General features: G+C 55.8%; 17 protein-coding genes. 10 read left to right on the top strand and 7 right to left on the bottom strand.

What is annotated here, in order from left to right; translation table 11 throughout:
* Positions 1-90 precede the first annotated feature (90 nt).
* Positions 91-2,868, bottom strand: coding sequence for a pyruvate dehydrogenase (acetyl-transferring), homodimeric type (gene aceE / locus VGH19_09620; GenBank protein ID HEY1171616.1), 2,778 nt, complete (start codon positions 2,866-2,868; stop codon positions 91-93).
* Between the two features lie 88 nt (positions 2,869-2,956).
* Between aceE and VGH19_09615 the strand changes: the two genes are divergently transcribed.
* Positions 2,957-3,673: a lipoate--protein ligase family protein gene (locus tag VGH19_09615; GenBank protein ID HEY1171615.1), complete on the top strand. Its 717-nt coding sequence runs from the start codon at positions 2,957-2,959 to the stop codon at positions 3,671-3,673.
* Positions 3,674-3,826: 153 nt separating this feature from the next.
* Positions 3,827-4,855 carry a DUF6263 family protein gene (locus VGH19_09610; protein ID HEY1171614.1) on the top strand — a complete coding sequence of 343 codons (1,029 nt, stop codon included), beginning with the start codon at positions 3,827-3,829 and terminating at the stop codon, positions 4,853-4,855.
* A 19-nt stretch (positions 4,856-4,874) separates the two neighbouring features.
* On the opposite strand, the gene VGH19_09605 is transcribed toward VGH19_09610, so the two are convergent.
* The 5 genes from VGH19_09605 to VGH19_09585 form a co-directional block, all read right to left on the bottom strand.
* On the bottom strand, positions 4,875-5,669 hold the full coding sequence (locus VGH19_09605; GenBank protein HEY1171613.1) for a thymidylate synthase: 795 nt from the start codon (positions 5,667-5,669) through the stop codon (positions 4,875-4,877).
* 81 nt (positions 5,670-5,750) lie between these two features.
* Positions 5,751-8,321 (bottom strand): glycosyltransferase, encoded by a 2,571-nt coding sequence (locus tag VGH19_09600; GenBank protein ID HEY1171612.1) that lies wholly within the window; start codon positions 8,319-8,321, stop codon positions 5,751-5,753.
* A 184-nt stretch (positions 8,322-8,505) separates the two neighbouring features.
* Positions 8,506-9,786 carry a 6-phosphofructokinase gene (locus VGH19_09595; protein ID HEY1171611.1) on the bottom strand — a complete coding sequence of 427 codons (1,281 nt, stop codon included), beginning with the start codon at positions 9,784-9,786 and terminating at the stop codon, positions 8,506-8,508.
* 140 nt (positions 9,787-9,926) lie between these two features.
* Positions 9,927-10,223: a hypothetical protein gene (locus VGH19_09590; protein ID HEY1171610.1), complete on the bottom strand. Its 297-nt coding sequence runs from the start codon at positions 10,221-10,223 to the stop codon at positions 9,927-9,929.
* 279 nt (positions 10,224-10,502) lie between these two features.
* Positions 10,503-10,931 (bottom strand): helix-turn-helix transcriptional regulator, encoded by a 429-nt coding sequence (locus tag VGH19_09585; GenBank protein HEY1171609.1) that lies wholly within the window; start codon positions 10,929-10,931, stop codon positions 10,503-10,505.
* A gap of 227 nt (positions 10,932-11,158) precedes the next feature.
* On the opposite strand from VGH19_09585, the gene VGH19_09580 reads away from it, so the two are divergent.
* Together VGH19_09580 and VGH19_09575 are read left to right on the top strand one after the other, a co-directional pair.
* On the top strand, positions 11,159-12,475 hold the full coding sequence (locus VGH19_09580) for an acetylxylan esterase (GenBank protein ID HEY1171608.1): 1,317 nt from the start codon (positions 11,159-11,161) through the stop codon (positions 12,473-12,475).
* Between the two features lie 111 nt (positions 12,476-12,586).
* Positions 12,587-13,090 carry an SET domain-containing protein-lysine N-methyltransferase gene (locus VGH19_09575; GenBank protein HEY1171607.1) on the top strand — a complete coding sequence of 168 codons (504 nt, stop codon included), beginning with the start codon at positions 12,587-12,589 and terminating at the stop codon, positions 13,088-13,090.
* A gap of 150 nt (positions 13,091-13,240) precedes the next feature.
* Here VGH19_09575 and VGH19_09570 read toward each other — a convergent pair whose 3' ends face one another.
* Positions 13,241-15,607 (bottom strand): peroxiredoxin family protein, encoded by a 2,367-nt coding sequence (locus VGH19_09570; GenBank protein HEY1171606.1) that lies wholly within the window; start codon positions 15,605-15,607, stop codon positions 13,241-13,243.
* Positions 15,608-15,859: 252 nt separating this feature from the next.
* Here VGH19_09570 and VGH19_09565 point away from each other — a divergent pair, with 252 nt between their 5' ends.
* From VGH19_09565 to VGH19_09540, 6 genes are all read left to right on the top strand, one after another.
* Positions 15,860-16,555, top strand: coding sequence for a carboxypeptidase regulatory-like domain-containing protein (locus VGH19_09565; GenBank protein HEY1171605.1), 696 nt, complete (start codon positions 15,860-15,862; stop codon positions 16,553-16,555).
* Positions 16,552-18,399 (top strand): adenylate/guanylate cyclase domain-containing protein, encoded by a 1,848-nt coding sequence (locus VGH19_09560; GenBank protein ID HEY1171604.1) that lies wholly within the window; start codon positions 16,552-16,554, stop codon positions 18,397-18,399. Before VGH19_09565 ends, VGH19_09560 begins: the two co-directional genes overlap by 4 nt.
* A gap of 271 nt (positions 18,400-18,670) precedes the next feature.
* A complete protein-coding gene (locus tag VGH19_09555) occupies positions 18,671-19,897 on the top strand; it encodes a hypothetical protein (GenBank protein ID HEY1171603.1) in 1,227 nt (408 codons plus the stop codon).
* Positions 19,898-20,085: 188 nt separating this feature from the next.
* Positions 20,086-20,787: a DUF1080 domain-containing protein gene (locus tag VGH19_09550; protein HEY1171602.1), complete on the top strand. Its 702-nt coding sequence runs from the start codon at positions 20,086-20,088 to the stop codon at positions 20,785-20,787.
* Between the two features lie 338 nt (positions 20,788-21,125).
* Positions 21,126-22,028 (top strand): prepilin-type N-terminal cleavage/methylation domain-containing protein, encoded by a 903-nt coding sequence (locus VGH19_09545; GenBank protein ID HEY1171601.1) that lies wholly within the window; start codon positions 21,126-21,128, stop codon positions 22,026-22,028.
* 397 nt (positions 22,029-22,425) lie between these two features.
* Positions 22,426-23,442, top strand: coding sequence for a prepilin-type N-terminal cleavage/methylation domain-containing protein (locus tag VGH19_09540; protein HEY1171600.1), 1,017 nt, complete (start codon positions 22,426-22,428; stop codon positions 23,440-23,442).
* Positions 23,443-23,456: the final 14 nt, after the last annotated feature.

Here is a 23,456-nt window from a genome sequence, read left to right as displayed (position 1 = left end):
ACGCAAAATCTTTTAACGCGGAAACCGTGGGTCACAAAACCCACGGCTGCCATCGTGCGCGGCTGATGCCGCACCAAATCATTCACCAGCTCACAGCAGGTACGGGAACACCTTCTCCGGGTCCACGCCCATGTCTTTGATGGCCTGCGCCACTACCTTGCGATCCACTTCGCCACGTTTCGCCAGGGCATACAGCGTGGCGATCACGGTGCTTTCCGCATCCACTTCGAAGAAGCGGCGCAGACGTTCACGCGTATCGCTGCGGCCGAAGCCGTCCGTGCCCAAGGTGGTCAACCCACCCGGCACCCAAGGAGCGATCTGGTCCGGCACGATCTTCATGGAATCGGACACCGCGATGAACGGGCCCTTTTCCTTTTCCAGATCCGCCTGGAACCATGGCTTCTTCGCCGTTTCTGTGGGATGCAGCATGTTCCAGCGTTCGCAACGCAGGGCTTCATTCCGCAGCAGTTTGTAATTCGTGGCGCTCCAGACATCCGCCGAGACATTGTATTTCTCGGCGAGGATTTTCTGGGCTTTCAACGCGGACTGCATGATGGTGCCGCTGCCAAGGATCTGCGCCTTGTGCTTCAGTCCAGTCGCGCCCGTGTTAAACTTATACAGACCCTTGAGGATGCCTTCCTCGACACCTTCCGGCATCGGCGGCATCGGGATGTTCTCATTATAGAGCGTCAGGTAGTAGAAGATCTCTTCGCCTTCCTGATACATGCGGCGCATGCCGTCCTGCACGATAATCGCGAGTTCGTAAGCGAACGCCGGATCATACGTCATCAAGGTCGGGATCGTGCTCGCGAGCAAGAGGCTGTGACCATCTTCGTGTTGCAGACCTTCACCGTTCAATGTCGTGCGGCCAGCGGTGGCGCCGAGCAGGAAGCCCTTCGCCTTGATGTCACCGGCGAGCCAGATCTGGTCGCCGATACGCTGGAAGCCGAACATCGAGTAATACGTGAAGAACGGCATCGTGTTCACGCCATGCGTGGCGTAAGCCGTGCCGGCCGAGATGAACGACGAGATCGCACCGGCTTCAGTGATACCCTCTTCGAGAATCTGACCGTCCTTCGCTTCCTTGTAGTAGAGGAGCGACTTGCTATCCACCGGCTCGTAAAGCTGGCCCTTCGGCGAGTAGATGCCGACCTCGCGGAACAAGGCATCCATACCGAACGTGCGCGCTTCATCAGGGATGATCGGAACGACATAGCGGCCGATCTCCTTGTTACGCAGCAGATGCGTGAGCAAGCGCACGAACGCCATCGTCGTGGAGACTTGGCTGTCGGCCGAACCCTTGTAGAAGTCCTTGAAATGCTCGCGGTCAGGAATGTTCAAGGGCGCGACCTTGACCGTGCGCTTAGGAATGTAACCACCGAGTTCTTTGCGGCGCTTCTGGAGATACTTGATCTCCGGGCTGTCCGGCGCGGGCTTATAGAACGGCGTTTCCGCGATCTCTTCATCGCTGATCGGGATGTTGAAACGCTTGCGGAATTCGCGCAGTTCTTTTTCGTTCAGCTTCTTCTGACCGTGCGAAACATTGCGGCCTTCGCCCGCTTCACCGAGACCGTAGCCTTTGACCGTCTTCGCGAGTACGACCGTCGGGCGACCCTTATGCTCGGTGGCGGCCTTGAAGGCAGCGAACACCTTGCGCATATCGTGACCGCCGCGCATGAGCTTGGTGAGCTGCTCGTCCGTGAGGTGATGCACCATCGCGAGCAGTTCCGGGTCTTTGCCGAAGAAATTCTTGCGGATGTAGGAGCCGGGTTCGACGACGTATTTCTGATACTCGCCGTCCACGACTTCTTCCATGCGTTTGCGGAGGATGCCCTTGCTGTCCTTCGCGAGGAGTTCATCCCAGTCCGTGCCCCAGATGACCTTGATGACATTCCAGCCCGCACCGCGGAAGGCGGATTCGAGTTCCTGGATGATCTTGCCGTTACCACGAACGGGACCGTCCAAACGCTGGAGGTTGCAGTTCACCACCCAGACGAGGTTGTCCAAGTTCTCGCGCGAAGCGAGCGTGAGTGCACCGAGCGTTTCCGGTTCATCGGATTCACCGTCACCGACGAACGCCCAGACCTTCGGCTCCGTTTTCCAATTAACGAAACCACGTGCTTTCAGGTAGCGATTAAAACGCGCCTGATAGATGGACATGATCGGGCCGAGACCCATCGATACCGTCGGGAACTGCCAGAAATCCGGCATCAAATAAGGATGCGGATAGGAGGAGAGACCGCCGCCTTCAGCCAATTCCTGACGGAAGTTATGCAAGTGCTGCTCCGTCAAACGGCCTTCCAGGAAAGCGCGCGCGTAGTTACCGGGCGTCGCGTGACCTTGGAAATAGATGATGTCCGCGGGACGTTCGCCATCGCCGCCGTGGAAGAAATGATTGTATGCGACCTCGTACAACGTGGCCGAAGAAGCATACGTGGAGATGTGACCGCCAAGGCCGTTGTGCTTGCGGTTCGCGTTTACCACCATCGCCATCGCGTTCCAGCGCAGAAGGCTCTTGATACGCACTTCCATCTGCCAGTCACCGGGATACTTCGGCTGCTCTTCCACCGGGATGCTGTTGACGTAAGGCGTGCTGACGGAACGCGCGGCCTTGACGCCCGCTTCCTCGAGACGTTCGAGCAGACGCTCCACAAAGGCGTGGGCCTGTTCAGGGTTCTGTTGCGCGAGGGTGGCATCGACAAAATGCTCCAGCGCCACCAGCCATTTTTGTGCGATGGCGGCGTTACCGGATTTGCCTGCTACGCCGTTTTCCGGCGCTGATTCCAAAATCTTTGTGCTCACAGCTTGTCCCGTCGTCCAATGTTGACCAATATACGGCCCGGCGGGGTGACCGCCGAAGCCGCACATCTAAAAGCAGCGGAGCGCGTCCGCCAACCTAAATCGGTGACGCTTCCGCACCAGCAAGACCGGCTTATTAGTGGCCTAAACCAAACTGATGCAACTGCTTGATCTCAGTTATCCTGAGCCAGCCCGCAATCTAGCCTGTGATGAGGCATTGCTCAACTGGTGTGAAGCCCATCAGCGGCCCGTGATGCGCTTTTGGGAATCGCCCGTGCCTTTTGTGGTATTGGGCTATGCCAATCGGGTGGCTAAAGAAGTGGATAAAGCTGCCTGCGAACGGGCAGGTGTTCCAGTTCTAAGACGTTGCAGTGGAGGCGGTACCGTATTACAAGGCCCCGGCTGTATCAGCTACGCCTTGGTCTTGCCTTTGGATTATGCAGCGGAGCTGCGATCCATTTCTGATTCCAACTCCTACATCATGGCCAAGAACGCCAATGCCATCCATTTGCTCCTGTCCGGGGCGATCACAGTAGAAGGGCACACGGATTTGGTCTGGAAGGGGCGAAAGTTTTCAGGCAATTCCCAACGCCGAACGAAGAACGCCCTGCTCTTTCACGGAACTTTTTTACTGAAATATGATCTCGCGCTGGTGGAACAGACCCTCCAGATGCCCCTTTTGCAGCCGGATTACCGGAAGCAACGCAGTCATACGGAGTTCGTCGCCAACATCCCGATCACCGGCATGGGCCTGAAAAGTGCCTTGCGACAGGAATGGCAAGTAAGCGGAAAATTCACCGACGATATCGAGTCAGACATGCAGGCGTTGCTCGCGGAGAAATACGACAATCCGCAGTGGCATGAGAAGTTCTGAGGAGTGTTATCTGTTCAATTTGTAGCCTCGTTTTTGCTTTGCCGCTTAGGCTGGCGGTGGTAGCTGTTGTTGAACACCCAAAAATTCAACCAAATCATTATGGTTATCACCGGAGGAGCACCCTTAAATCGCCGCCTTCAAGCGCTTCTGCTCGTGTTTGTCTCCACGGGCTTAGTGATGTTTACGGGCTGTGATAAGAAGAAAACGCCGGCAGCGAATGCATCCACACCCTCTGCGGAAGCGGCAGCTCCGGCAGAACCGCCCAAGCCGAAAGAGCCGCCGATCGAGCTAAAACCGAAATGGGAAGCGGGCAAGCGCTACGTGATGCGCGAGGAAACGGAGCAGGAGGCCACGATGACAATGCCAAACCAGCCTGCACCGGTGAAGTCTGGCAATTCCGTGAAACGCGATTTCGCCCTCACAATCTTGAGCGCGAGACCTGAAGGTGGACATGTGATGGAGGCCGAGTTCTTGGCGAACAAGATCGAGGTCAGGATGGCGGACCGTGTGACGGCTGCGTTCGATTCGGCTTCAGATGTCAAAACAGACCGGACGAATGCACTGGCGAAAATGCATCGCAAACTCGTGGGAGGGAAGTTCACTTACATCACGGATACGAACGGGAATGTCGAAAAAATTGAAGGCGTCTCCAATCTGGTCCGCAAGGTGACGTTGGGACTGGACGCCAATACGGCCAAGCTGCTGCGGGCACAGTATAGTGAAGAGCAGCTCAAGAAGTTGGGGCTGTTGCCAGAAGGGATTCCAGCGCAAGCGGTAGCCCCTGGGGATTCATGGACAAATACCTTCGACATGCCCGTAAGTGGCGCGACGGCGAAATTCACCGTGCAATCCTCCTTCAGCGGTTACGAAGAGAAGAATGCCAAGAAGTGTGCGATCATCAAGAACACGGGCACAGCACAGATCAGTCTGGGCAACACACCTGCGGCGGCGATGATGCAGTTCGAGAACGTGAAGCTGGAGGGCGATGTGGTTTACGAGGTGGAGACAGGCAGATACACTGAGGCCAATACCACGATGTCCATGGAGATCAAGGTGACGGCCAATGGGCAAACCATGACGCAACCGGTCACGATCAAGTCGAAGAAAACTCTTGTCGAAGTGACTGACGCGCCAAAATCAGCCGAGCCGACGGCTGCTCCCACCACAAAGAAAGCCGAATAAAACGCCTCCTCAGAGATTACTAAACAGCGATCGGCGCTTTGATGCCCGGATGAGGATCGTAACCGACGAGCTCGAAGTCTGCGTAAACGAAGTCGTGGATATTCTTCACGACGGGGTTGATCTTCATCTGCGGCAGAGGTCGCGGCAACCTCGAAAGCTGGAGCTTCGCCTGTTCGAGATGGTTCGAGTAGAGGTGCAGATCACCGAAAGTGTGGACGAAATCGCCGGGCTTCAGATCACAGACCTGCGCGACCATCATGGTGAGCAAGGCGTAGGAGGCGATGTTGAACGGCACACCGAGGAAAAGATCCGCGCTGCGTTGATAGAGCTGGCAACTTAGCTCGCCGTCTTGCACGTAGAACTGGAAGAAAGCATGGCAGGGCGGCAGCGCCATTTGCTCGATCTCGCCGACATTCCATGCACTGACGATGTGGCGGCGGCTGTTCGGGTTCTTCTTGATCTGCTCGATGACTTGATCGATCTGGTTGATGGAACGACCATCAACGGTGCGCCAATCGCACCATTGAGCGCCGTAAACGCGACCAAGGCTGCCGTCTTCCTTCGCCCATTCATCCCAGATGGTGACGCCGTTTTCCTTCAGGTATTGGATGTTCGTCTCGCCCTTCAGGAACCAGAGAAGTTCGTGGATGATGGACTTGAGATGGGTCTTCTTGGTGGTGACGAGCGGGAAACCTTCGCGCAGGTCATAACGGCTCTGCGCGCCGAAGAGGGAATAGGTGCCGGTGCCGGTGCGGTCACCTTTGAATTTGCCTTGTTCGAGGACGAGCTTGAGCAGTTGCAGATATTGGACCATAGCGGCGATAAATCGAAAATCGTAGAGAGAGGTTAGATACCCTGCCTCGCTCCGCAAGTGCTTATTCCAAGTGATGAAAAATCAAGGCTGCTGGATCTTGCCCGGCGGCGGAGTCTTTACGGGAGTTGGTGGTGCTTCGGTAAGTTCAACGCGGCTCATCCCGAGCTTGGGCGCAACGGTATCCAGGAACACAGACATGATCCGGCGAAGATCCTGCGCTTCGGAACGCAGCAACCAAAACAAACCGATCACGGAAAGCACCAGCACAGCCCACATCCATTTGCTCTCGCCTGTGAGACCGACAAGCAATATCTCGAACGCGATGGTGAGGGCGACAACAGTTTCTGCGAGGAGACTAGGCACGGTCTTAAGCCGGCAACGGAAGAGTTGCGCGCCATCTTTGTGCCCTTCAGCGACCGTGGTGAGTTGCAGCGTACACCAGCGGCTGCCGTAGATCTCGATGTCGTAACTGTTCCAGCCCACGTCCGTCTTGTTCGGCCAGCTATGGTGATCGAGCTCCTCAAGGATCGCACCGAGGAAGTGCATGCGTGTGACCGGTTGTTTGGTCCAGTATTGGACGACCTCGAAGCTCTTGCCTTCGTGCTTCGGATCGAGCGTTTGCATCGTCTCGCGATGCGAGAGCGGCGTGGGACTTTGCAGCAGTCGACCACGATACCGCGCCCAGCCACGCTGGATCGGTTGCAAGAAAAAGAGCAACGCGACGAGCGGACGGAAGGCCCAATGCCGCTTGGTCTTCGGCACATCCGCTTGCACTGCGGCAGTGAGGCACATGCCTAACGAGGTGAGCAATGCAGCCCAGCCCAACGGCAACAGGTGATCGAACACGCCACCCAGCACGAACAACGGCAACGTCACCAGCACGTGGAACTCGAGGCTCGTCAGCAGCATCAGCGCGAGCGATGCCTCTGAAGTGTAAATGGATTGGAAGAACGCACTGCCGAACACACCGTGATATATCACCGGGGAGCGCGTCACGATGCCCAGCTTCGCCGGCGTGTAGATGCGTCCTTGCCAGATGCTATTACCGAGCGAATTGAAATATTCCGGATGCTTACGCACGAGCATCGCTTCCGCTTCACCATAGCCGTGCTGTTGCTTCAAGTAAGCACGCACCGTCGAACGGCGATAATGCCACACGAATCCTGCCGGGCTGAACCCGATGCGATAGCCGCGCTGCTGCAAGCGCCAACATATATCCACATCATCCCCCGCAGTGCGAAAGATGGGGTCAAAGCCATCGATCTCTTCCAGAGCCCATTTGTAGAACGCCATGTTGCAGCCAGGAATATGCTCGGCGATGCGATCGGTCAGCATCACATGTGCGGGTCCACCAGGTGAAACCATCACAGCAGAGGCCACCCACGAATCTTCCGGCGGCAAAAAGTTATGACCTCCGATGCCCGCGAAGCGAGAGTTCAACAGATCGCCGACGAGGTAAAACAACCAGTCCTCATCCGCGCGACAGTCGGAATCTGTGAACGCGACTATCTCACCAGTAGCCGCTTGAATGCCAGTGTTCCGCGCCACCGAAAGACCCTGGTTCACCTTGTGCGGCACATTGCGGATGTAGCGATAGTTCGCCGCGATCTCCTGCGTGTTATCCGTGGAGCCGTCATCTACGAGGATGACTTCGTAGTTCGAATAATTGAGATGCTCAAGTGATTCAAGACACGCCTTCAATGTGCGCGCACCATTGTAGCTCGCTACCACCACGGACACTTTCGGCTGATAAGGCAGCGGGAAATACGGTGCGATCTCGAAGTGTTTCTGCACCACGGCGTACGCAGCCTTGGGCTCACGCATGCGTGTGGTGAGACCAAATGCCCAGTTCTCGATCTGATGCCCGCCCGTGTGCCAGTCATCCGTGAAACTGAACACCACCACGCCCGCGACACCTCCGCGAAACGCTGTTTGTATCTGCCACTCGAGGAACTGTCCTTGGGCTTCCTCACCTTCACGCAAGGAGTCCATGCCGAACTCGCCGAGCATCAGCGGCTTCGTATCCGCGATCATCTGCAAGCGCGCGAGGTAGTTCGCGAACGGTTGCTGTTTGTGCAGGTAGAGATTGAAGCAAAGAAAATCGACGCGTTGAGCGCTGAGAAATTCTGTGGGAGGATAATTCGCAAAAGTACAGAGACAATCGGCATCCACTGACTTCACGATGTCGATCAGTTCATCGATGAACTCGCCGACATCCGTTGCTCCACTCCAGCGCACGATATCAGGAGGGATTTCATTCACCACGGACAATGCAAAAGTGGCGGGGTGGGAAGCGCAGGTTTGAGCGGCCTTGCGCACCGCCTCGCGTCCTTTTTGTTTCAGCTCTGCCGAATCAAGGAAGCACAGGTGCTTGCCCCAAGGGACGTCCACCAGGACTTTGAGACCGTGCTCTTGCGCGAGATCCAGCAACCAGCGATGCGGCACGTGATAAACGCGGATGAGGTTCGCGCCGAGCTGGCGGATGAGTTTGAAGTCCTGCGCGGTCTGCTCCGGCGAGGCAAACGCCTCCCCGTTTCCGTTCGGTGCAAAAGGACCGTAGGCCACGCCTTTTACGTGGAACTTCGCAGTCCCCAACCGAAAGAACTTTCCATCCACCGTCACCCGGGGACGTGCATGTGCCTCCGCAGCCATTGGTTACTTAGACGACATATGATCCCGCTGTAATCACAAGAGTTATGAAAATATTCCGATTTGAGGAAATGTCGAGGCGTTCCAACCCGTGCCAAATGCACGAAAACCATCTTCTTCGCCACACTGCTAAACGAAATCCCCGGACCTTTCGGCCCGGGGATACGTCTTAAACTGTTCAGTCCGCTTACTTCACTCGGGCCGGGAGCTTCTTCTCTACCTTCACCTTCTCCAGCACCACATATTTCGGCAGGCCGTTCTCCGTCGGCACCTTCGTCTCACCGGCGATCAACGGGGAGGCGTATTCCACGAACTTCTCGTTCGGCAGGAAGCCGTCCTCCGTCACCCACTCGCGCGGCAGGAAGTGTTCGACATTCGCGATGTCCTCCAGCGGCTGCAGATCCACCGTCCACTTGTAAGGATTGGAACTGAGACGCACGATCTTCGGCATGAAACCGCTCTTGCCTTCGATAGCTGCCTTCACCGCGGCCGCACCGCACGCGTAAGCTTCTTCCGCATCCGTCGCGCTGGCGTAATGGGCGGAAGCGCGTTGCGCGTAGCCGAGCAACACCGTGCGCGTCTTGAGGTTCAGCTTCTCCTGCACAATGCCCTTGAGCACTTCGCTGGCACCGGCGAGCACCGCGTGACCGAAGGCGTCCAAGCGTGTCTTGTCTGCGCCGATCTCTTCGCCCTTCTCGTCTTTCACACCTTCGCCGCAAACCACTATGCAATACTTGTAGGCATCCACGGTTTCTTTGACCTTCGCGAGAAACTTCGCTTCGTTGAACGGAATCTCCGGGAGCAAGATGATGTGCGGCGGATTCGCCGGATTACCCTGCTTCGCGAGAACGGTACCAGCCGCGATCCAGCCAGCCGCGCGGCCCATCACCTCGACGATGCAGCAGGAGCCGTCATCCGTGGCCATGCTGCCCACGTCGAAGCCGATCTCCGTCACCGTCGTAGAATTGTATTTTATCACTGAGCCATAGCCGGGGCAGTGATCCGTGTGCGGCAGATCGTTATCGATCGTCTTCGGTACACCATTCACGCGCATATCGTAGCCGCGCTTCACGGCTTCGAGATGGATCTTGTGCGCCGTGTCCTGCGAGTCATTGCCGCCCGCGTAGAAGAAATAACGGATGTTATGCGCCTGGAAGACCTCGAACAAACGGTCCATGTCCTTCGCGGCCTGTTCGGGCTTCTTCTGGAAATTGATCTTGTAACGGCACGTGCCGAGCGCGGCTGCGGGCGTGTATTTCAAACCCTCGATCGAGGAGGCTTTTTCCTCCTGCAGGTCGATGATCTCCTCGTTCAAGATGCCGAGGATGCCGTTCATGCCGCCGTAGATCTCCTCGATCTGGTCGGGGTACTTGCCCGCCGTCTGGATGACGCCCGCCACGCTGGCGTTGATCACGCACGTCGGCCCGCCAGACTGGGCCACCAAAAGATTTCCAACCAGATCTGCCATAAATTTCAAAAAGTATTCGTTAACCGCTTTTCGTTCACCCGGTCAATTAACTGGGAAAACGCCCCAAAACAGAGGCCGAACGATGCCAATCACCTCCGCTTATGTCAAAGCTGGAATTCCCGGCAAACGACCCGGGTGCCTTATATTTGCTTGAGCGTAAAATCCTTCACCTTGCCATCTGGGTCCACATAGACGCGCAGCTCTTGCTGTTCTACCAGGCCGCCGATCGTTCCCCGCGTGTATTGCCAGATATACTCTTGAGTGCCATCTTTCTTCTCGCGCACCGTCCAGGGCTTGCCGAACCACTCGGTCAACTGGGTGGGAACCGTTTCCCCACGCTTGATGTTTTGGGTCTTGCTTACGTCGAACTTCTTACCTGTCGCACAGCCGCTGATGATGAGAGCCCCGATCAGTAACAGTAGGTTGATGATTTTCATTTTTTGGTCCTTGGCCTTTTAGCATCCGTGGATTGTTTCGGTTGTCCTTGGAAAAACCTCATTGGCACTTTTCAGTTTCTTAAACGCCCCGGTAGACTGGGCAAACTTTACCTGTTTGAGCGGCTGAATGCTTCCCTCCCCGCTTCGATCGCCACCTTCGCCAACGAATGCCACGATCCGCTGCCCCACATGGGCCGTCCCACAATCCATCTATAACTCAAATATTTGCCGCAATCCTCAACCGCCTTTACTACTGTAAAACCGTCAATTGCTGCCGTTTTAGTTCTTGGCACCGTTTGCCCCGTTCTGTCGCTTTTTGGCCCGGGCTTTCTTCGGCAGAGCCGGAACCGTTTTGCTGGGGGTATTCACTGCACTGGTGGCACCCAACATTGAGCACATGCAATGAATCACCTTGCGCCGTTGTGCATCCGGCATCGCCCGCAAGTGCGTGAGCAACTGCCGCTCGGCGGAATCCAGCGGCCGCTCCAATTCACCCTCCAGACCGGTCAGATCGCTTTCCCCCGGCAATGGCAGCATATCACCGATCAGCAGCTTGAAAAGCTTCAAGACCGTGAGGCTGGGACGGGTGTCATCGCTCAGATAGCGCGTGACCACAGCCGGTGACAGCTCCAACTGTCTTGCTGCCTCCGATTGTTTCCAACCGGAACTTGCCAGCAATCTTGCGAACTCTGCATTTAGGACGTTCATACAACAACTCCTTGCGAAAAATGCCGGCCACGAGAAGGCACCAGCAGCGATTACTGTAAGCATTTGAAGTCAAAACGGCCACGAGTTCCAGCGCAAAATTTTGGTTTTGTCGCAAATAATTCATGCTGGCTGGAATTCCGTTCATCGTTGCGACCCCTCGATGGATTGCATCACTTTGGCTCCTTTCGGCTTGCCCTAGGGCCGGTCCGCCCGCGAAATAAGTCCATATGAAACCTGCGTTCGTCCGTCCGCTCCCGCTTGCAGCCGCCCTGCTCATCAACCTCTTCACCCTGCAGGCACAAGAGATCAAGCCATCCACGAACTACGTCCTCAACGTTGATGCGGAGCGGCCGGACGCCCTCTACAAGCAAGGGGAAACGGTTTCATTCCACGTTACGCTCCGACTGGACAAACAACCGGTCAACGGCGGAGAAATCGCCTGGTCAACGAGCAAAGACGGCGTGGCTCCGAAAGCGAGTGGCAAAGTGAAACTCGAAAACGGCAGGGCGACAATCACGGGCAAGCTCGACGAACCGGGCTTTCTCACCTGCTTTGTCACATATCAGACGAACAAGCTCTCCTTCAAAGCCACTGCTGGCGCAGCCATCGATGCTCTGCGGATCAAGCCCAGCCTGCCGGTGCCCGATGATTTCGATGCGTTCTGGAAGGCAAAAAAAGCAGATCTCGCCAAGGTCCCGATGGACCCGAAACTTACTGCCGTGAAGTCGGGTGCGGATAATATTGAGGCCTACGATCTGCAAGCCGCCAGTTTGGGTGCGCCCGTCTCGGGCTACTTCGCACGGCCATCAGGTGCGAAGCCCAAGAGCCTGCCAGCCATTCTCACCGTACATGGAGCAGGTGTGCGCAGTTCCAGTTTGGGCTCGGCGGTCGGCTGGGCCAAGCAAGGTTTGATCGCTCTGGACATCAACGCCCACGGCATACCGAATGGCAAACCAGACCAGTTCTACACGGATCTGGCCAATGGCGAACTGAAAGACTACCGGGCCAAAGGACGCGATTCGCGTGACACCATTTATTTCCTCGGCATGTGCCTCCGCCTCGTCCGCGCCATCGATTTCCTCACCTCCCAGCCGGAATGGGATGGCCAGACCGTGGTGGTCTACGGCTCCAGCCAGGGCGGTTTGCAGGCGATCGCCGCAGCGGGACTGGATTCCCGCGTGACCTTCATCGCTGCCGGTGTTCCCGCAGGCTGCGATCATTCAGGCCATGCAGTGAACCGCATCAGTGGCTGGCCGAAGATCGTGCCCAATGACAAAGCCGGGAAACCGGAGGCCAAAGTGACGGAGGCCGCCCGTTATATCGATTGCATGAACTTCGCCACCCGTACGAAAGCCGGCAGCATCTTCACAGTCGGCTTCATCGACGGCGTCTGCCCACCAACAAGTGTCTATGCAGCCTACAACAATTTCTCCGGCCCAAAACAGATCTACAACGACATCAAAGCCGGGCACACAAACACACCGAAAGCCACCGAATCCATGCGCAAAGCCGTGCTAAAACACCTTGCCGACCAGAAGAAGTGAGTAAGACGTTAAACTGTTGAATGGTTAAAATGGCGAAACGGTATCATTTCATGATTCAACCTTTTTAACGGATTGACGCACTCATCACCTACCTGTTAACCGAATCAAGCTGTGTCCAAGAAAAAAGCCAAACCTGCCGGAACGAAAGTCGATGCCTCCAAAGTCGAAGTGCGCAAATCAGGCATCCATGATACTGGCTGTTTCGCCGCGTGTGACATCCGCAAAGGCGAGAAGGTCATCGAATACGTCGGCCCGCACATGAGCAAGGCAGAATCCGCGAAACAATGTGAAGACGGCAACGTCTACGTCTTCACACTGAATGATGCGGTGGACATAAACGGCAATGTCGAGTGGAACCCGGCACGCTTCATCAACCACAGTTGCGCCCCCAACTGTGAATCCGAGAACGATGACCCGCATATCTGGATCCTCGCCGTTCGGGACATCAAGGCCGGTGAGGAGCTGACCTACAATTACGGCTTCGATATCGAGGAATACAAAGACTACCCGTGTAACTGCGGCGCGAAAGATTGCGTGGGCTACATGGTCGCCGCCGAGTTCTTCGACCACGCCCGCAAATACCGGGCTTCACAAAAAGAAGCGGCAACAGCCTAACTACAGTGGACCGCGGCTGTGTTCTGCCTGACAGAATCAGCCGCAGCATGTGAGACTGACATAGTGCCTTGAAATTATTTCACCTGCGCGATAGCCACCCTGCCCGCTGCGCCCGGTGCTCTGAGCACACAGGCGCGGTCCAAAGGTTTTTCACTCCCCGCCCTCTTTGACCTTCGCCGGTGTTGCCGCCAGTTCCGGCACACGCACCTTGCCGAGTAACCGTTGCGCTTCTCCCAGCAGGAATTTCGTATCCACAAACGGATCGTAGCTGATGTCCTGCCAGCGCACCAATCCATCGCCATCGATCAGATATGTTCCATGCAGCGGCAAGTTCTCGAAATCATCAAACGCACGATACGCCTTGAAGATGTTCATGGATTTGTCCGAGACTAGCGGGAACGGGAAGCCGCCGCTCTCCGCTACTTTCTCTTCCGTCTTTTTGAGGCCATCCACTGAGTCTGTGCTCACCGCGATCAGCGAGATCCCCAGCTTGGTGAACTTATCCGTCTCCGGTGCGAAAGCCGCGAGTTGCTGGATGCAATGCGGGCAACCGTGACCGAGGTAAAAGATCACGATCACCGGCTTGCCCTTGTATTGTTTGAGCGAAATTTGGCGGTTCTCCGCATTCGGCAATGACCATGCAGGCGCGGCACTAGGCTGCCAGCGAATTGGCCCGAGCGATGCCAAACTCGGCCGCTTGCCAAAGTCCTTCTCCCGCTTCAACGCAGGCCGCCAATCCGCCGGAAAATCCAGATCAGACGCTACGGTTTTCAGCCGCTGAAACACCGGCGCGTTCAAGTCCGCTTCCGCCGCCAGATCGCGCAACTGGAAAAAATATTTATACGCCGTCTCGTAGTTTCCGTTGCGATAGGAGATATCCACGTAATGCGCCAGCGGCTGCACCTGATTGGTCGCGCCTTTTACCGCATCCAGCGCCAGTTGCTCCGCCTTCTTGTTATCACCAAGGAACCATTCGATCTGTGATTGCCGTTCCTTCGGGATATCCTTCGACTTCGCGAACGCCTCTCTCGCTTTCTTCGCATCCCCCGCTTTTAATGCCTCCCAGCCCTGCAACTCCGCGATGGCATTGTTCACGCCCGTCAATCGGTTTGTGCTGTTCGTAGACGTGTTCCCGGCGGTCTTGTTTTTCTCCTCTTTTTTGTCGGCTTCCGCCTGCGGTTTGCTTTCCTCCTTGGATTTGCTCTCCTCGTCCTTCTTAGGTTCGCTCTTCGGATTCTTTTTCGCGTCTGCCTCGATCTTGATCTTCAACTTCTCCAGTGCGGCGAGCTGTGCTTTGCCCGCCGAAACATCACTCAAGTTGAAGTGAGCCGTCCCGAGTGCGCGCAAACGCCGAACTTCCTGATCGTTATTATCCAACGGTTCGAGGTAAGTGGTCTGGCCCAGCGCCACCAGCTCCGGCCACATCTCATAGCGGACGAGCGTTTCAGCGAGACGTTGATAACCGTAATTCGCACTGCCTTTTGCCAACGTGTTGTACTTCGGATGACGCGGCAGCTCGATCATGTTCTTGGCCAGATCGACTGCGCGATCCACCGAGCCGATGAAATTCAAGTTGCGGATGAGCCACTCGTTATTGTGCGCGAAATTGTGGATCTGATCCGGCATCACGCGGTTCTTCATCATGTAGGCATGATCCGTGCGGGCACTGGCCTCCTGCTGCCACGCGGCATCCGAGTAGCGATTGAGCTTGGTGTAAGTGTGGCCGCTCATGTGCCACATGTGAGCGGTGTCCGGTTCCGCGTAACCGTTCAACGCGGCGGAGTTCAGGGCATTGGTCGCGCCTTTGTCATCCCAGAGATGGATGCGATAATGGTGCACCGGATGCAGCGGCTCAGCGGCCAGCACCGTCTTCAACATCGCGTCCACCTTCTGCTTGTCACCCATGGGCACGCCTTTGCTGTTGTTATCCCAATACTGCAACGCACAGAATGCCTTTGCCTCGATGTCGTCAGGGTAAGCGGCCACGATCTTTTCCAACGCCGCCTGATAATCTTTACGCCGCTGCTTGTCGTCGCGCTTGTCCTCTTTGCGATATTCGGCCAGGGCATCGATCCACAATCCCTCACGCGCGCTGACGAGTGATTTCAGGTAGACTGCCTTCTCGATAAAACCACGCGCACGCTTGGCATTGTTCACATTCGCCATCGCCATGCCCCAATAAACCGTGGCGCAATCCGGGTCCAGCATCGCCGCCTGGCGGAAAGAACGTTCCGCCTCAAAATACCAGAAACCATGAAGCTGCCCGACGCCCTGGTTGAAGAACTTCTGCGCCTGCGCGGATTTGGTCGTGATAGGAAAATGGATGCGCCCTGTCTCCCCCATCAGAAAAGCCTTCTGGCGTGGTCCTTCATTGAAGGCGTCTCCATGCATGGAATGTCCGGCGAGCGGCCCTGTCTCATCCGCCGCTTGGATCAATCCGGCGGAAAAGACGAGCCCAAGAAATGGGCATAGCAGCGCACCGCGAACAGACGCGCAATTGAATGACAGGGACGGCATATAAGCCATCATCCCTTACTTCTGGATCGCGGCAAGCTAGAATCTGGGGAAAAGTCACAGCCGGTTTGTTTCAACTGGGCGCAATCTTCATCGCCAGTCCAGACATGGCTCACACTGTAATGCTAGCGAAGAGGCCGTGACCGCTCCGCAGTGACAATTCTCACTGAGATACACCACCGCCCTTTGATCCCTCCCCATTTACGGTCATTGCACAGACTCCGCGCTTTGTTTAGGTTCTCCGGTTCAAAGGCCATGAAGTATTTTAGCACTAATGTTTTTGTGCAGACAGTCCATCGGCATGGGCTGCTCGCACTGATTCTTGCCTTGTCGCTTCTGATGGCCACCAAAGGCTACAGCCAAACCGCCACCGTGGAAGGCACCGTCACCCTGCCCAAACCCAAATCCCCGCCCCCTTCCAACGACCGCTACGGCCTAAAGGCCGGCCAGCTCGCCGCTCCGCCTGCCCCCGTCGCCATCGTCTATCTGGAAGGCCAGTTCACCGCTTCCACCAATGCCGTGAAGACCAATCAGGTGCAGATGGCGCAAAAAGGGTTTCAATTCACTCATTCCGTACTGCCCGTGCAGAAAGGCCACTACGTCGAATTCCCAAACCTTGATGACGACTACCACAACGTATTTTCCTACTCCAAGACCAAGCGCTTCGACCTGGGCCGCTACCGGAAAGACGAGAAACCCGCCGCCATCCAGTTCGATCAGCCCGGTCTCGTGAAACTCTACTGCGAGATCCACGAACACATGCGCGCGAACATCCTTGTGCTCGACACTCCTCATTTCATCACCACCAACCCGGAAGGCACCTTCAAACTTGAGAACCTGCCCCCCGGCTCCTATACCCTGAAAGCCTGGGTGGATGACAAAGACATCCGCTCCCAGCCCGTCACCCTCAAAGCCGGTGAAACGCTGAAGGTAGAATTCAAGGCACCATGAAGTCGTTGATGCCGAACTTCAGTTTCCGTTTCAAGCTGCTCCTCGGCATGATGCTCGTGGTGGTCGGTGCCACCGGCACCACTCTCTACGTCTCTCAAAAACGGATGGAGACGGCTTATCAGACGCTGTTCGCCGAACGCTTCACCGGCCAGATCGCGGTCTTCAACTCCATGCAGGATGCGCGTCTCTCCGCCATCAAAGCAAAATGCACAGAACTGACCCAGTCCGTTCGAGTCCAAGCCGCCTTGGAAGCCACCAAGGAATCTGGCGAAAGCGAACGGCTCTACCAGACCACCTTCAATGAACTCGATGTCCGGGAGCTGGCCGCCCAAGCCATCCGCCAACGCCGCCCTATGACACTGGCCTTTGTCCGTTATACGGACGAAAAAGGCAAAGAGCTGCCGCCTTCAGCGCCGCTTCTTAACGGGCGCGGGTTCCTCGCATACGATCAACTGGAGACCCAGCTCGAACAGGTCATCACAAATCTCGCCTCCGGCCCCATTCAACAGGTCGGTTATGTCTCGGTTGAAAACGTCGCACCAAACCAGCCACGCTTTCCTTCCCGTGCCCGCCAGCTGGCAGCACACCAGAAGAAACGGACCCTGGTCGAAGTGATCCTCACACGCGTTGAAGACATCGATGGCAAATGCATGGGCTCCCTCATCGTGGGCTTTCATTTCATCAACGACACGGAGCACGGCCTCTCGGATTTCAGCCGCATCAAAAGCGGCATCTGGTCCGACAATATGCTTTACACCGAGAGCCTCGCTCCTGCCGATGCCGTGGAGATCAACAGCCGCATGCGCGAGATGATGGAGCAAAAGCGCTCCATCAAGATGCAAGGCACCTTCGATGTCGATGTCGCCGGTGAACCGCATCAGGTCTTCTTCCAGTTGATGAACCGTGATTCCAATTTCACGCCCACCTATCAGGTCAGCATCTACTCCATGGCCGAGGCCATCCGCGATCAGCAGGACTTGCAGCGGAATATTATCATGTTCGGCGCCATCCTCCTCATGGGCTCCATGCTCATCAGCGTCTTCCTCAGCAACGGTTTCTCCGCTCCCATCCGCGAACTCGTCGCCGCCACCGGCTGTGTGCAGGATGGTGATTTTAAAGTACGTGTTCCGGTACGCAGTAATGATGAAGTCGGCCAACTCGCTCATTCCTTCAATGAGATGACCGCCGAACTCGCGCTCAAAGAGAAATATCGCGCTGTCTTGGACATGGTCGCAGATAAAGATGTCGCTCATCAGATGGTCCACGGTGCGATGTCCCTTGGTGGCGAGAAACGCGAAGTCAGCGTCATCTTCTGCGACATCCGCGGCTTCACCGCGCACACGCAAGGCATGGACCCCGCCGAGGTCATCAAGATGCTGAACGAACACATGACCGCGCTCACCAAGGTCGTCTACGAACACAACGGTGTGGTGGACAAGTTCGTAGGTGATCTCATCATGGCCGTCTTCGGCGCCCCCAAGAGCTACGGCGATGACGCCTTCAACGCAACCCGCTGCGCCATGCGTATGATCGAGGAGCGCAACAAGCTGAACAAAATTTCATCTCACAAGATCGAGGTCGGCATCGGCATCGCCACGGGAGAAGCCGTCGCCGGTTGCATGGGGTCCGCTGACCGCCTGAACTACACGGTCCTCGGCGAACGCGTGAACCTCGCTTCCCGCCTGTGCAGTGTTGCTGGACGCGGTGAAGTGGTGATCGACGAGACAACTCGTGCGAAACTCTCCGGACACATCGATGCCGAAGAATTGCCCGAGCTGAAATTGAAAGGCTTCAGCGACATGGTGAAGGCCTACAAGGTCACCCACGTGCAACCGAAGAAATAGAACCTGTCATGCACTTAAACAACCGCAATAGGTGCGAGAAACGACTGGCGTTAGCACCCTCGCCCCTTGGAGGGGAGAGGGCCGGGGTGAGGGGTGCCGGGGATTTGCTCGGAAACATTAGCTTTTACAGAAAGGGGCACCCCTCATCCTCAATCCTTCTCCCCTCCGAGGGGAGAAGGACAAAAGAGTTTGCATTCATCTTCATGACCGTAGGTTCACTTCATTTTAATAATTTTGCTTCAGAAAAGTTCATGCCGGGTTCTAAGCATTCATGAAAGCGTGGCTAACACTCCTCATCGGCACCGCGTCACTGGCCTTCGCAAACGCCTCACACGGACAGGCCATCCTCGATCAGATCGATGAAGCCCTTCACGTTGAGACCAAGAACGGCTGGTTCCGCTCCGATTTCAGCGGCACGCTTGATCTCGAAGGCTATTACATCGATCAACGCCCTCCCGGCCTCCTCTTCCCGGACGATAACCACTACTTCAACCCACGCCTCTCGCTCTTTCTCGATACCCATTTCGGCCAGCAGTTCTACAGCTTCGTGCAATTCCGTGCCGATCGCGGTTTCGATCCCGGTGCTGCCGATAGCGCCGCACGGTTCGATGAATACCTGCTGCGCTACAAACCCTTTGACGAACCTTGGGTGAATTTACAAGTCGGCAAATTCGCCACCGTTTTCGGTGACTGGGTAAACCGCCACGAATCGTGGAACAACCCTTTCATCACCGCGCCCGTCGCTTACGAGAATGTCCTGACTATCACGGACCAGACCGTGCCAGCCACACCCGCTGGCTTCCTTGCCCGAAAAAACACTTTTGACGCCAAAGCCGCCTGGCTGCCCATTCTGTGGGGCCCGGCCTACACCAGCGGTGCCGCCATCTTTGGTCGCGTTCACCAGTTTGATTACGCCCTCGATTTCAAGAACGCATCCATCTCCTCCCGCCCCACCATCTGGGATGCCCGTCATCTCGGCTGGGAACACCCGACGTGGAGCGGCCGCCTGGGCTGGCGGCCGAATGCCGCGTGGAAACTCGGTGTCTCCGCCAGCTACGGCCCTTACCTGCTTCCCGTCGCCGAAACCGTTCTGCCTGCAGGCAAAACACTGGATGATTATGCGCAAACCTCTATCGCCTATGACGTTTCCTATGCGTGGCGAGACTGGCAGTTCTGGGGCGAAGTCGTCTTCTCCCGCTTCGACGTGCCGAACGTCGGCAACGCCGACACCTCAGCTTACTTCATCGAAAGCAAATACAAGCTCACTACCAAGGCTTTCGCTGCTCTGCGTTGGAACCAGCAATTCTTCGATCCGGTGCAAAACGGTGCGGGAGGGGAAGAAGATTGGGATAATGACATGTGGCGAATCGATGCTGCCTTCGGCTACCGCCTAACACGTCATCTGCAAGGCAAGCTGCAGTACAGCTACAGCCATCAAAAAGGCAATCACCAGCAGGGCGAGCAATTGGTGGCCGTTCAGGCGACATTGAAATTCTGATGTGCGCAGCGTGCCGGGCATTTGCAGCTCCGTGGTCATACCGTCCCTGACGAAGGAGCTGTTATCTCCTCTGTCTGTCAGGCTGGCTCTGATCCGAACATTCCGCTTCAGAAATTAAGCTCCGATCAAACGCCAGTTTGGAGCGTGACCTCCAAGCATTTCTCGCTTAGGCTACCGCATAATCCATTATGCCCATCAAACGCCTGCTAGCCCTTGCCTTATTCTGTACCGCTTTTGTACCTGCGCCTTTCGCACTTGCGTCCGGCCTCAACACCCTGACGAAAGAGGAGGAATCCTCCGGGTGGAAACTGCTCTTCGATGGCAAATCTTTCAACGGCTGGCGCACTTTTAAAGATGGGGGCAAAATCGGCGCAGGATGGAAGATTGAGGATGGGTTGCTGCACAAATTGCCGAATGTCACTTCCGGCGATATCATCACGGAGAGTGCATACACTGATTTTGAATTCTCCTGGGAGTGGAAACTGGCGGAGAAGGGCAATAACGGCGTGAAGTACTTCATCATCCCGGAACGCAAAGCCGCCATCGGCCATGAGTATCAGATGATCGATGACACGACTGTGAAGGATGATCTTTCCAAAACTGCCTCCTTCTACCTCATCGTTGCGCCCATGCCGGACAAACCCCTGAAACCGATGGGCGAGTGGAACCAATCCCGCATCGTGGTGAAAGGGACCCATGTTGAGCACTGGCTCAACGGGGTGAAAGTGACAGAGTATGAATGCGGTGATGCGAAGATCCTGGAGCAAGTGGCCAAAACAAAGTTCAAAAGTGCGTTGAAATTCGGGGAAAAAGTCACCGGACACATCCTGCTTACAGATCACAAGGACGAGTGCTGGTTCCGTAATATCAAGCTCCGCGAATTGAAGTAATGGCAGGCTGCCACAGACAGTTACCTCCCGACGGCCTGGCCATGCATCAACCTCAGGCGGCACCCCACGTCATGACCTTTTCCACGAAAGCTCGACCGCTATCTTCCCATTCGTGAACGGTCATTCCGTATAGGGTAAATTTACAGCCAATATCATGTCTCCCGCCCATACACGGCAGGGATTTTCGGGAGTATAAGGAGTCACACCCCGAAGCAGCGAAAAGCTGTTGAGCAAAAAACGATAAACCTTATCCAGGTTATTAGCTTAGATTTTAGTTGATTGCCGCCTGTCATGAACCGCATAGTTACCCCAGAAGCACCCCGCTTAATTTAAAACACATGCATCCGAGGACCACCCATCCTGCCGGAAGCCGCGCCAACCCCTCGCGGAGCGTATCTGGTTTTACTTTGCTTGAGCTGTGTGTCGCTCTGGCAGCTTTGGCCATTTTGCTGGTGCTGGTCATGCCGGCGCTGGCAAAAGCCCAGTCCAAGATGAGGTCCAACCGTTGCCTTAGCAACCTTCAGGATGTTGGCACTGCCGTGAGTCTCTATATTCAAGATTCCAACGACAAACTGCCTTATGCTGCATTGCGCTACTCAGACGGACAGGAAGAACATCATCTGGCGTGGGATGACCTGATGGGTCCATACCTCGGCGTAGAGATGACTCCGCTTCAACGCGACCAAGATGGGGCGTCTGGCGCTGGCTCGTTCAAAATGCTGTCTTGCCCGCAAGATGCTATCCCTGTGCTGATGGAAAAAGGGGTTGACCGCAAGGAAAGCCGCCGCAGTTATGCAATGCCCGAGCACAATTTGGGATTGAACATGATTGCCGGGCGGATGGCCACTGCAGCTGACTGGCCACCTAGTCCAGTCAATCAGACCGGGATAGGCATCCGTTTGGACGGCCGACCGGGACAGGTGAGTCCTCGCTGGAATCAAGATGATGAACCGGGCACCAAAGCGGCTCCGAAGTGGCAGACCTCTTTCTACGTACCGATGATCACTACGCCCTCCTCCACTCTGTTCCTGACAGAATTGTTCGACGGAGCAAACAAGGTGGGTTCGTGGAATGGAGCAACCATCTCCGATGCCTCCAGTCACCTACCCAAAGGTGCGGCCGCCCCCAGCCAGATCAACTACCTCATGGTTGATGGCCACGTCGAGAGCCGTTTGCCTGCTGCGTCTGTCACTGCTTCCTCAGTTCCAGCCGGTGCTTGGACGGTTTGGCAAGATGACTAATATCTAGCATCTGCCCCGAAAAGCTCCCATATTCTACTTCCATCCATCTGAAGAAATTAGCCATTTATACTTTACTGCGGTTTAAAAAATCCTGCAGCCAAGCGAGGATTTTGGGGGTTCTGACGAGGCTTTGGCGAAAGAGCAGGCACCAAATGACCCTGTAACTGAGCCGAAACGACCGTCAGAACCCAAAAGACTACGCCTTCCAATTCTTCCAGCCACTCGGCCACAGAATTTTCACAACTATAACGATAATCTTAAAAAACTATTAGTCAAATTAAATATTAGTTACTGTTAAAGCAGTATTTTTAACTGGTTTTTCCACCCAAAATGCCTATGGCAATGGCGCGAATTCAGCGTAACCTCACTACAACCCCAAAAAAGATAGTGAGGCTCTATGAATTCGCGCCCTATCCCTGCCCATCGTCGTGGATTTACATTGATTGAACTCTTGGTGGTCATCGCCATCATCGCCATTTTGGCAGCCATGCTTCTCCCAGCCTTGGCAAGCGCCAAGCAAAAGGCCCTGCTCACCGGGTGTATCAATAACTTGAAACAGATCGGTCTGGGCATGACCGTCTACATCGGGGACAACAGCCAGAAACTGCCGTATGCCCGCCTGCAACATGGCCTAGCCTCAAACGGCGGCCAAATGTCATGGGATAAAAAAGTCGGCCCCTACATGGGGTCCCATCGCAATCCTACGGCCACCGGCACGCAACCATGGGAATGGGATCCCGCAGGGAGTGTTCCCAATGGAAGCCTGACTCCTCAACCTGAGAAATGGATTCTCTGCCCCGGAGATAAAGTCCCGGCGCTCTGCGTGGTGGAGAACACCCCCGGTTTCAATTACCGCCGTTCCTATTCCATGCCGCAACACAATGGTGGCACGGCAACCGCACCATGGAATTGGGATCCTGCCGGCTACACCCGGCAACCGGACGACGACTGGCCGCCAAATCCCGCCTCCAAAACTGGCGTCGGGCTGGTGCTAAACAGTTCAAAGCCCGTGGTAAACAACGCCAACGCCGCCTTTACCATGAACAGCGACACAAACGCAGCCAATGTCGGACAAATCCGCCGTCAACTGGCAGTCAACGCCGCCATCATTCGCGCACCGGACGACACCTTCATGCTCACCGAGCGCATCCTGGCCAACAATTACTTCGGCACCATCACGGCGGCTGAGATTCCCCGTCCGGATGGACACTGGGGTGGCGGCACCTCCAATGCCCAGCAGATCCTCACCTCAGACAGCATGGGGCCGAATGAAAAATCCCTGCATGGTCTTGAGATGTTCGATTTCCTGTACGTGGACGGTCATGTGCAATTGAATAACCTCAAGAAAGTTCAGAACTCAGTGGCTACAAACAACCGCCAGAGCGGCCAGTGGACGATCGACCCGAAACATTGAGCCTCCGCCGTAAG

Source organism: Verrucomicrobiia bacterium, assembly GCA_036405135.1.
Classification (GTDB): Bacteria; Verrucomicrobiota; Verrucomicrobiia; order Limisphaerales; family JAEYXS01; genus JAEYXS01.
This window is presented reverse-complemented; position numbering and strand designations above follow the sequence as displayed.

Bases quoted from the DNA above. Each gene is read 5' to 3' on its own strand.
- aceE (HEY1171616.1), bottom strand. From the start codon at position 2,868: ATGTGCGGCTTCGGCGGTCACCCCGCCGGGCCGTATATTGGTCAACAT.
- VGH19_09615 (HEY1171615.1), top strand. From the start codon at position 2,957: ATGCAACTGCTTGATCTCAGTTATCCTGAGCCAGCCCGCAATCTAGCC.
- VGH19_09605 (HEY1171613.1), bottom strand. From the start codon at position 5,669: ATGGTCCAATATCTGCAACTGCTCAAGCTCGTCCTCGAACAAGGCAAA.
- VGH19_09600 (HEY1171612.1), bottom strand. From the start codon at position 8,321: ATGGCTGCGGAGGCACATGCACGTCCCCGGGTGACGGTGGATGGAAAG.
- VGH19_09595 (HEY1171611.1), bottom strand. From the start codon at position 9,786: ATGGCAGATCTGGTTGGAAATCTTTTGGTGGCCCAGTCTGGCGGGCCG.
- VGH19_09590 (HEY1171610.1), bottom strand. From the start codon at position 10,223: ATGAAAATCATCAACCTACTGTTACTGATCGGGGCTCTCATCATCAGC.
- VGH19_09585 (HEY1171609.1), bottom strand. From the start codon at position 10,931: ATGAACGTCCTAAATGCAGAGTTCGCAAGATTGCTGGCAAGTTCCGGT.
- VGH19_09580 (HEY1171608.1), top strand. From the start codon at position 11,159: ATGAAACCTGCGTTCGTCCGTCCGCTCCCGCTTGCAGCCGCCCTGCTC.
- VGH19_09570 (HEY1171606.1), bottom strand. From the start codon at position 15,607: ATGCCGTCCCTGTCATTCAATTGCGCGTCTGTTCGCGGTGCGCTGCTA.
- VGH19_09565 (HEY1171605.1), top strand. From the start codon at position 15,860: ATGAAGTATTTTAGCACTAATGTTTTTGTGCAGACAGTCCATCGGCAT.
- VGH19_09560 (HEY1171604.1), top strand. From the start codon at position 16,552: ATGAAGTCGTTGATGCCGAACTTCAGTTTCCGTTTCAAGCTGCTCCTC.
- VGH19_09555 (HEY1171603.1), top strand. From the start codon at position 18,671: ATGAAAGCGTGGCTAACACTCCTCATCGGCACCGCGTCACTGGCCTTC.
- VGH19_09550 (HEY1171602.1), top strand. From the start codon at position 20,086: ATGCCCATCAAACGCCTGCTAGCCCTTGCCTTATTCTGTACCGCTTTT.
- VGH19_09545 (HEY1171601.1), top strand. From the start codon at position 21,126: ATGCATCCGAGGACCACCCATCCTGCCGGAAGCCGCGCCAACCCCTCG.
- VGH19_09540 (HEY1171600.1), top strand. From the start codon at position 22,426: ATGAATTCGCGCCCTATCCCTGCCCATCGTCGTGGATTTACATTGATT.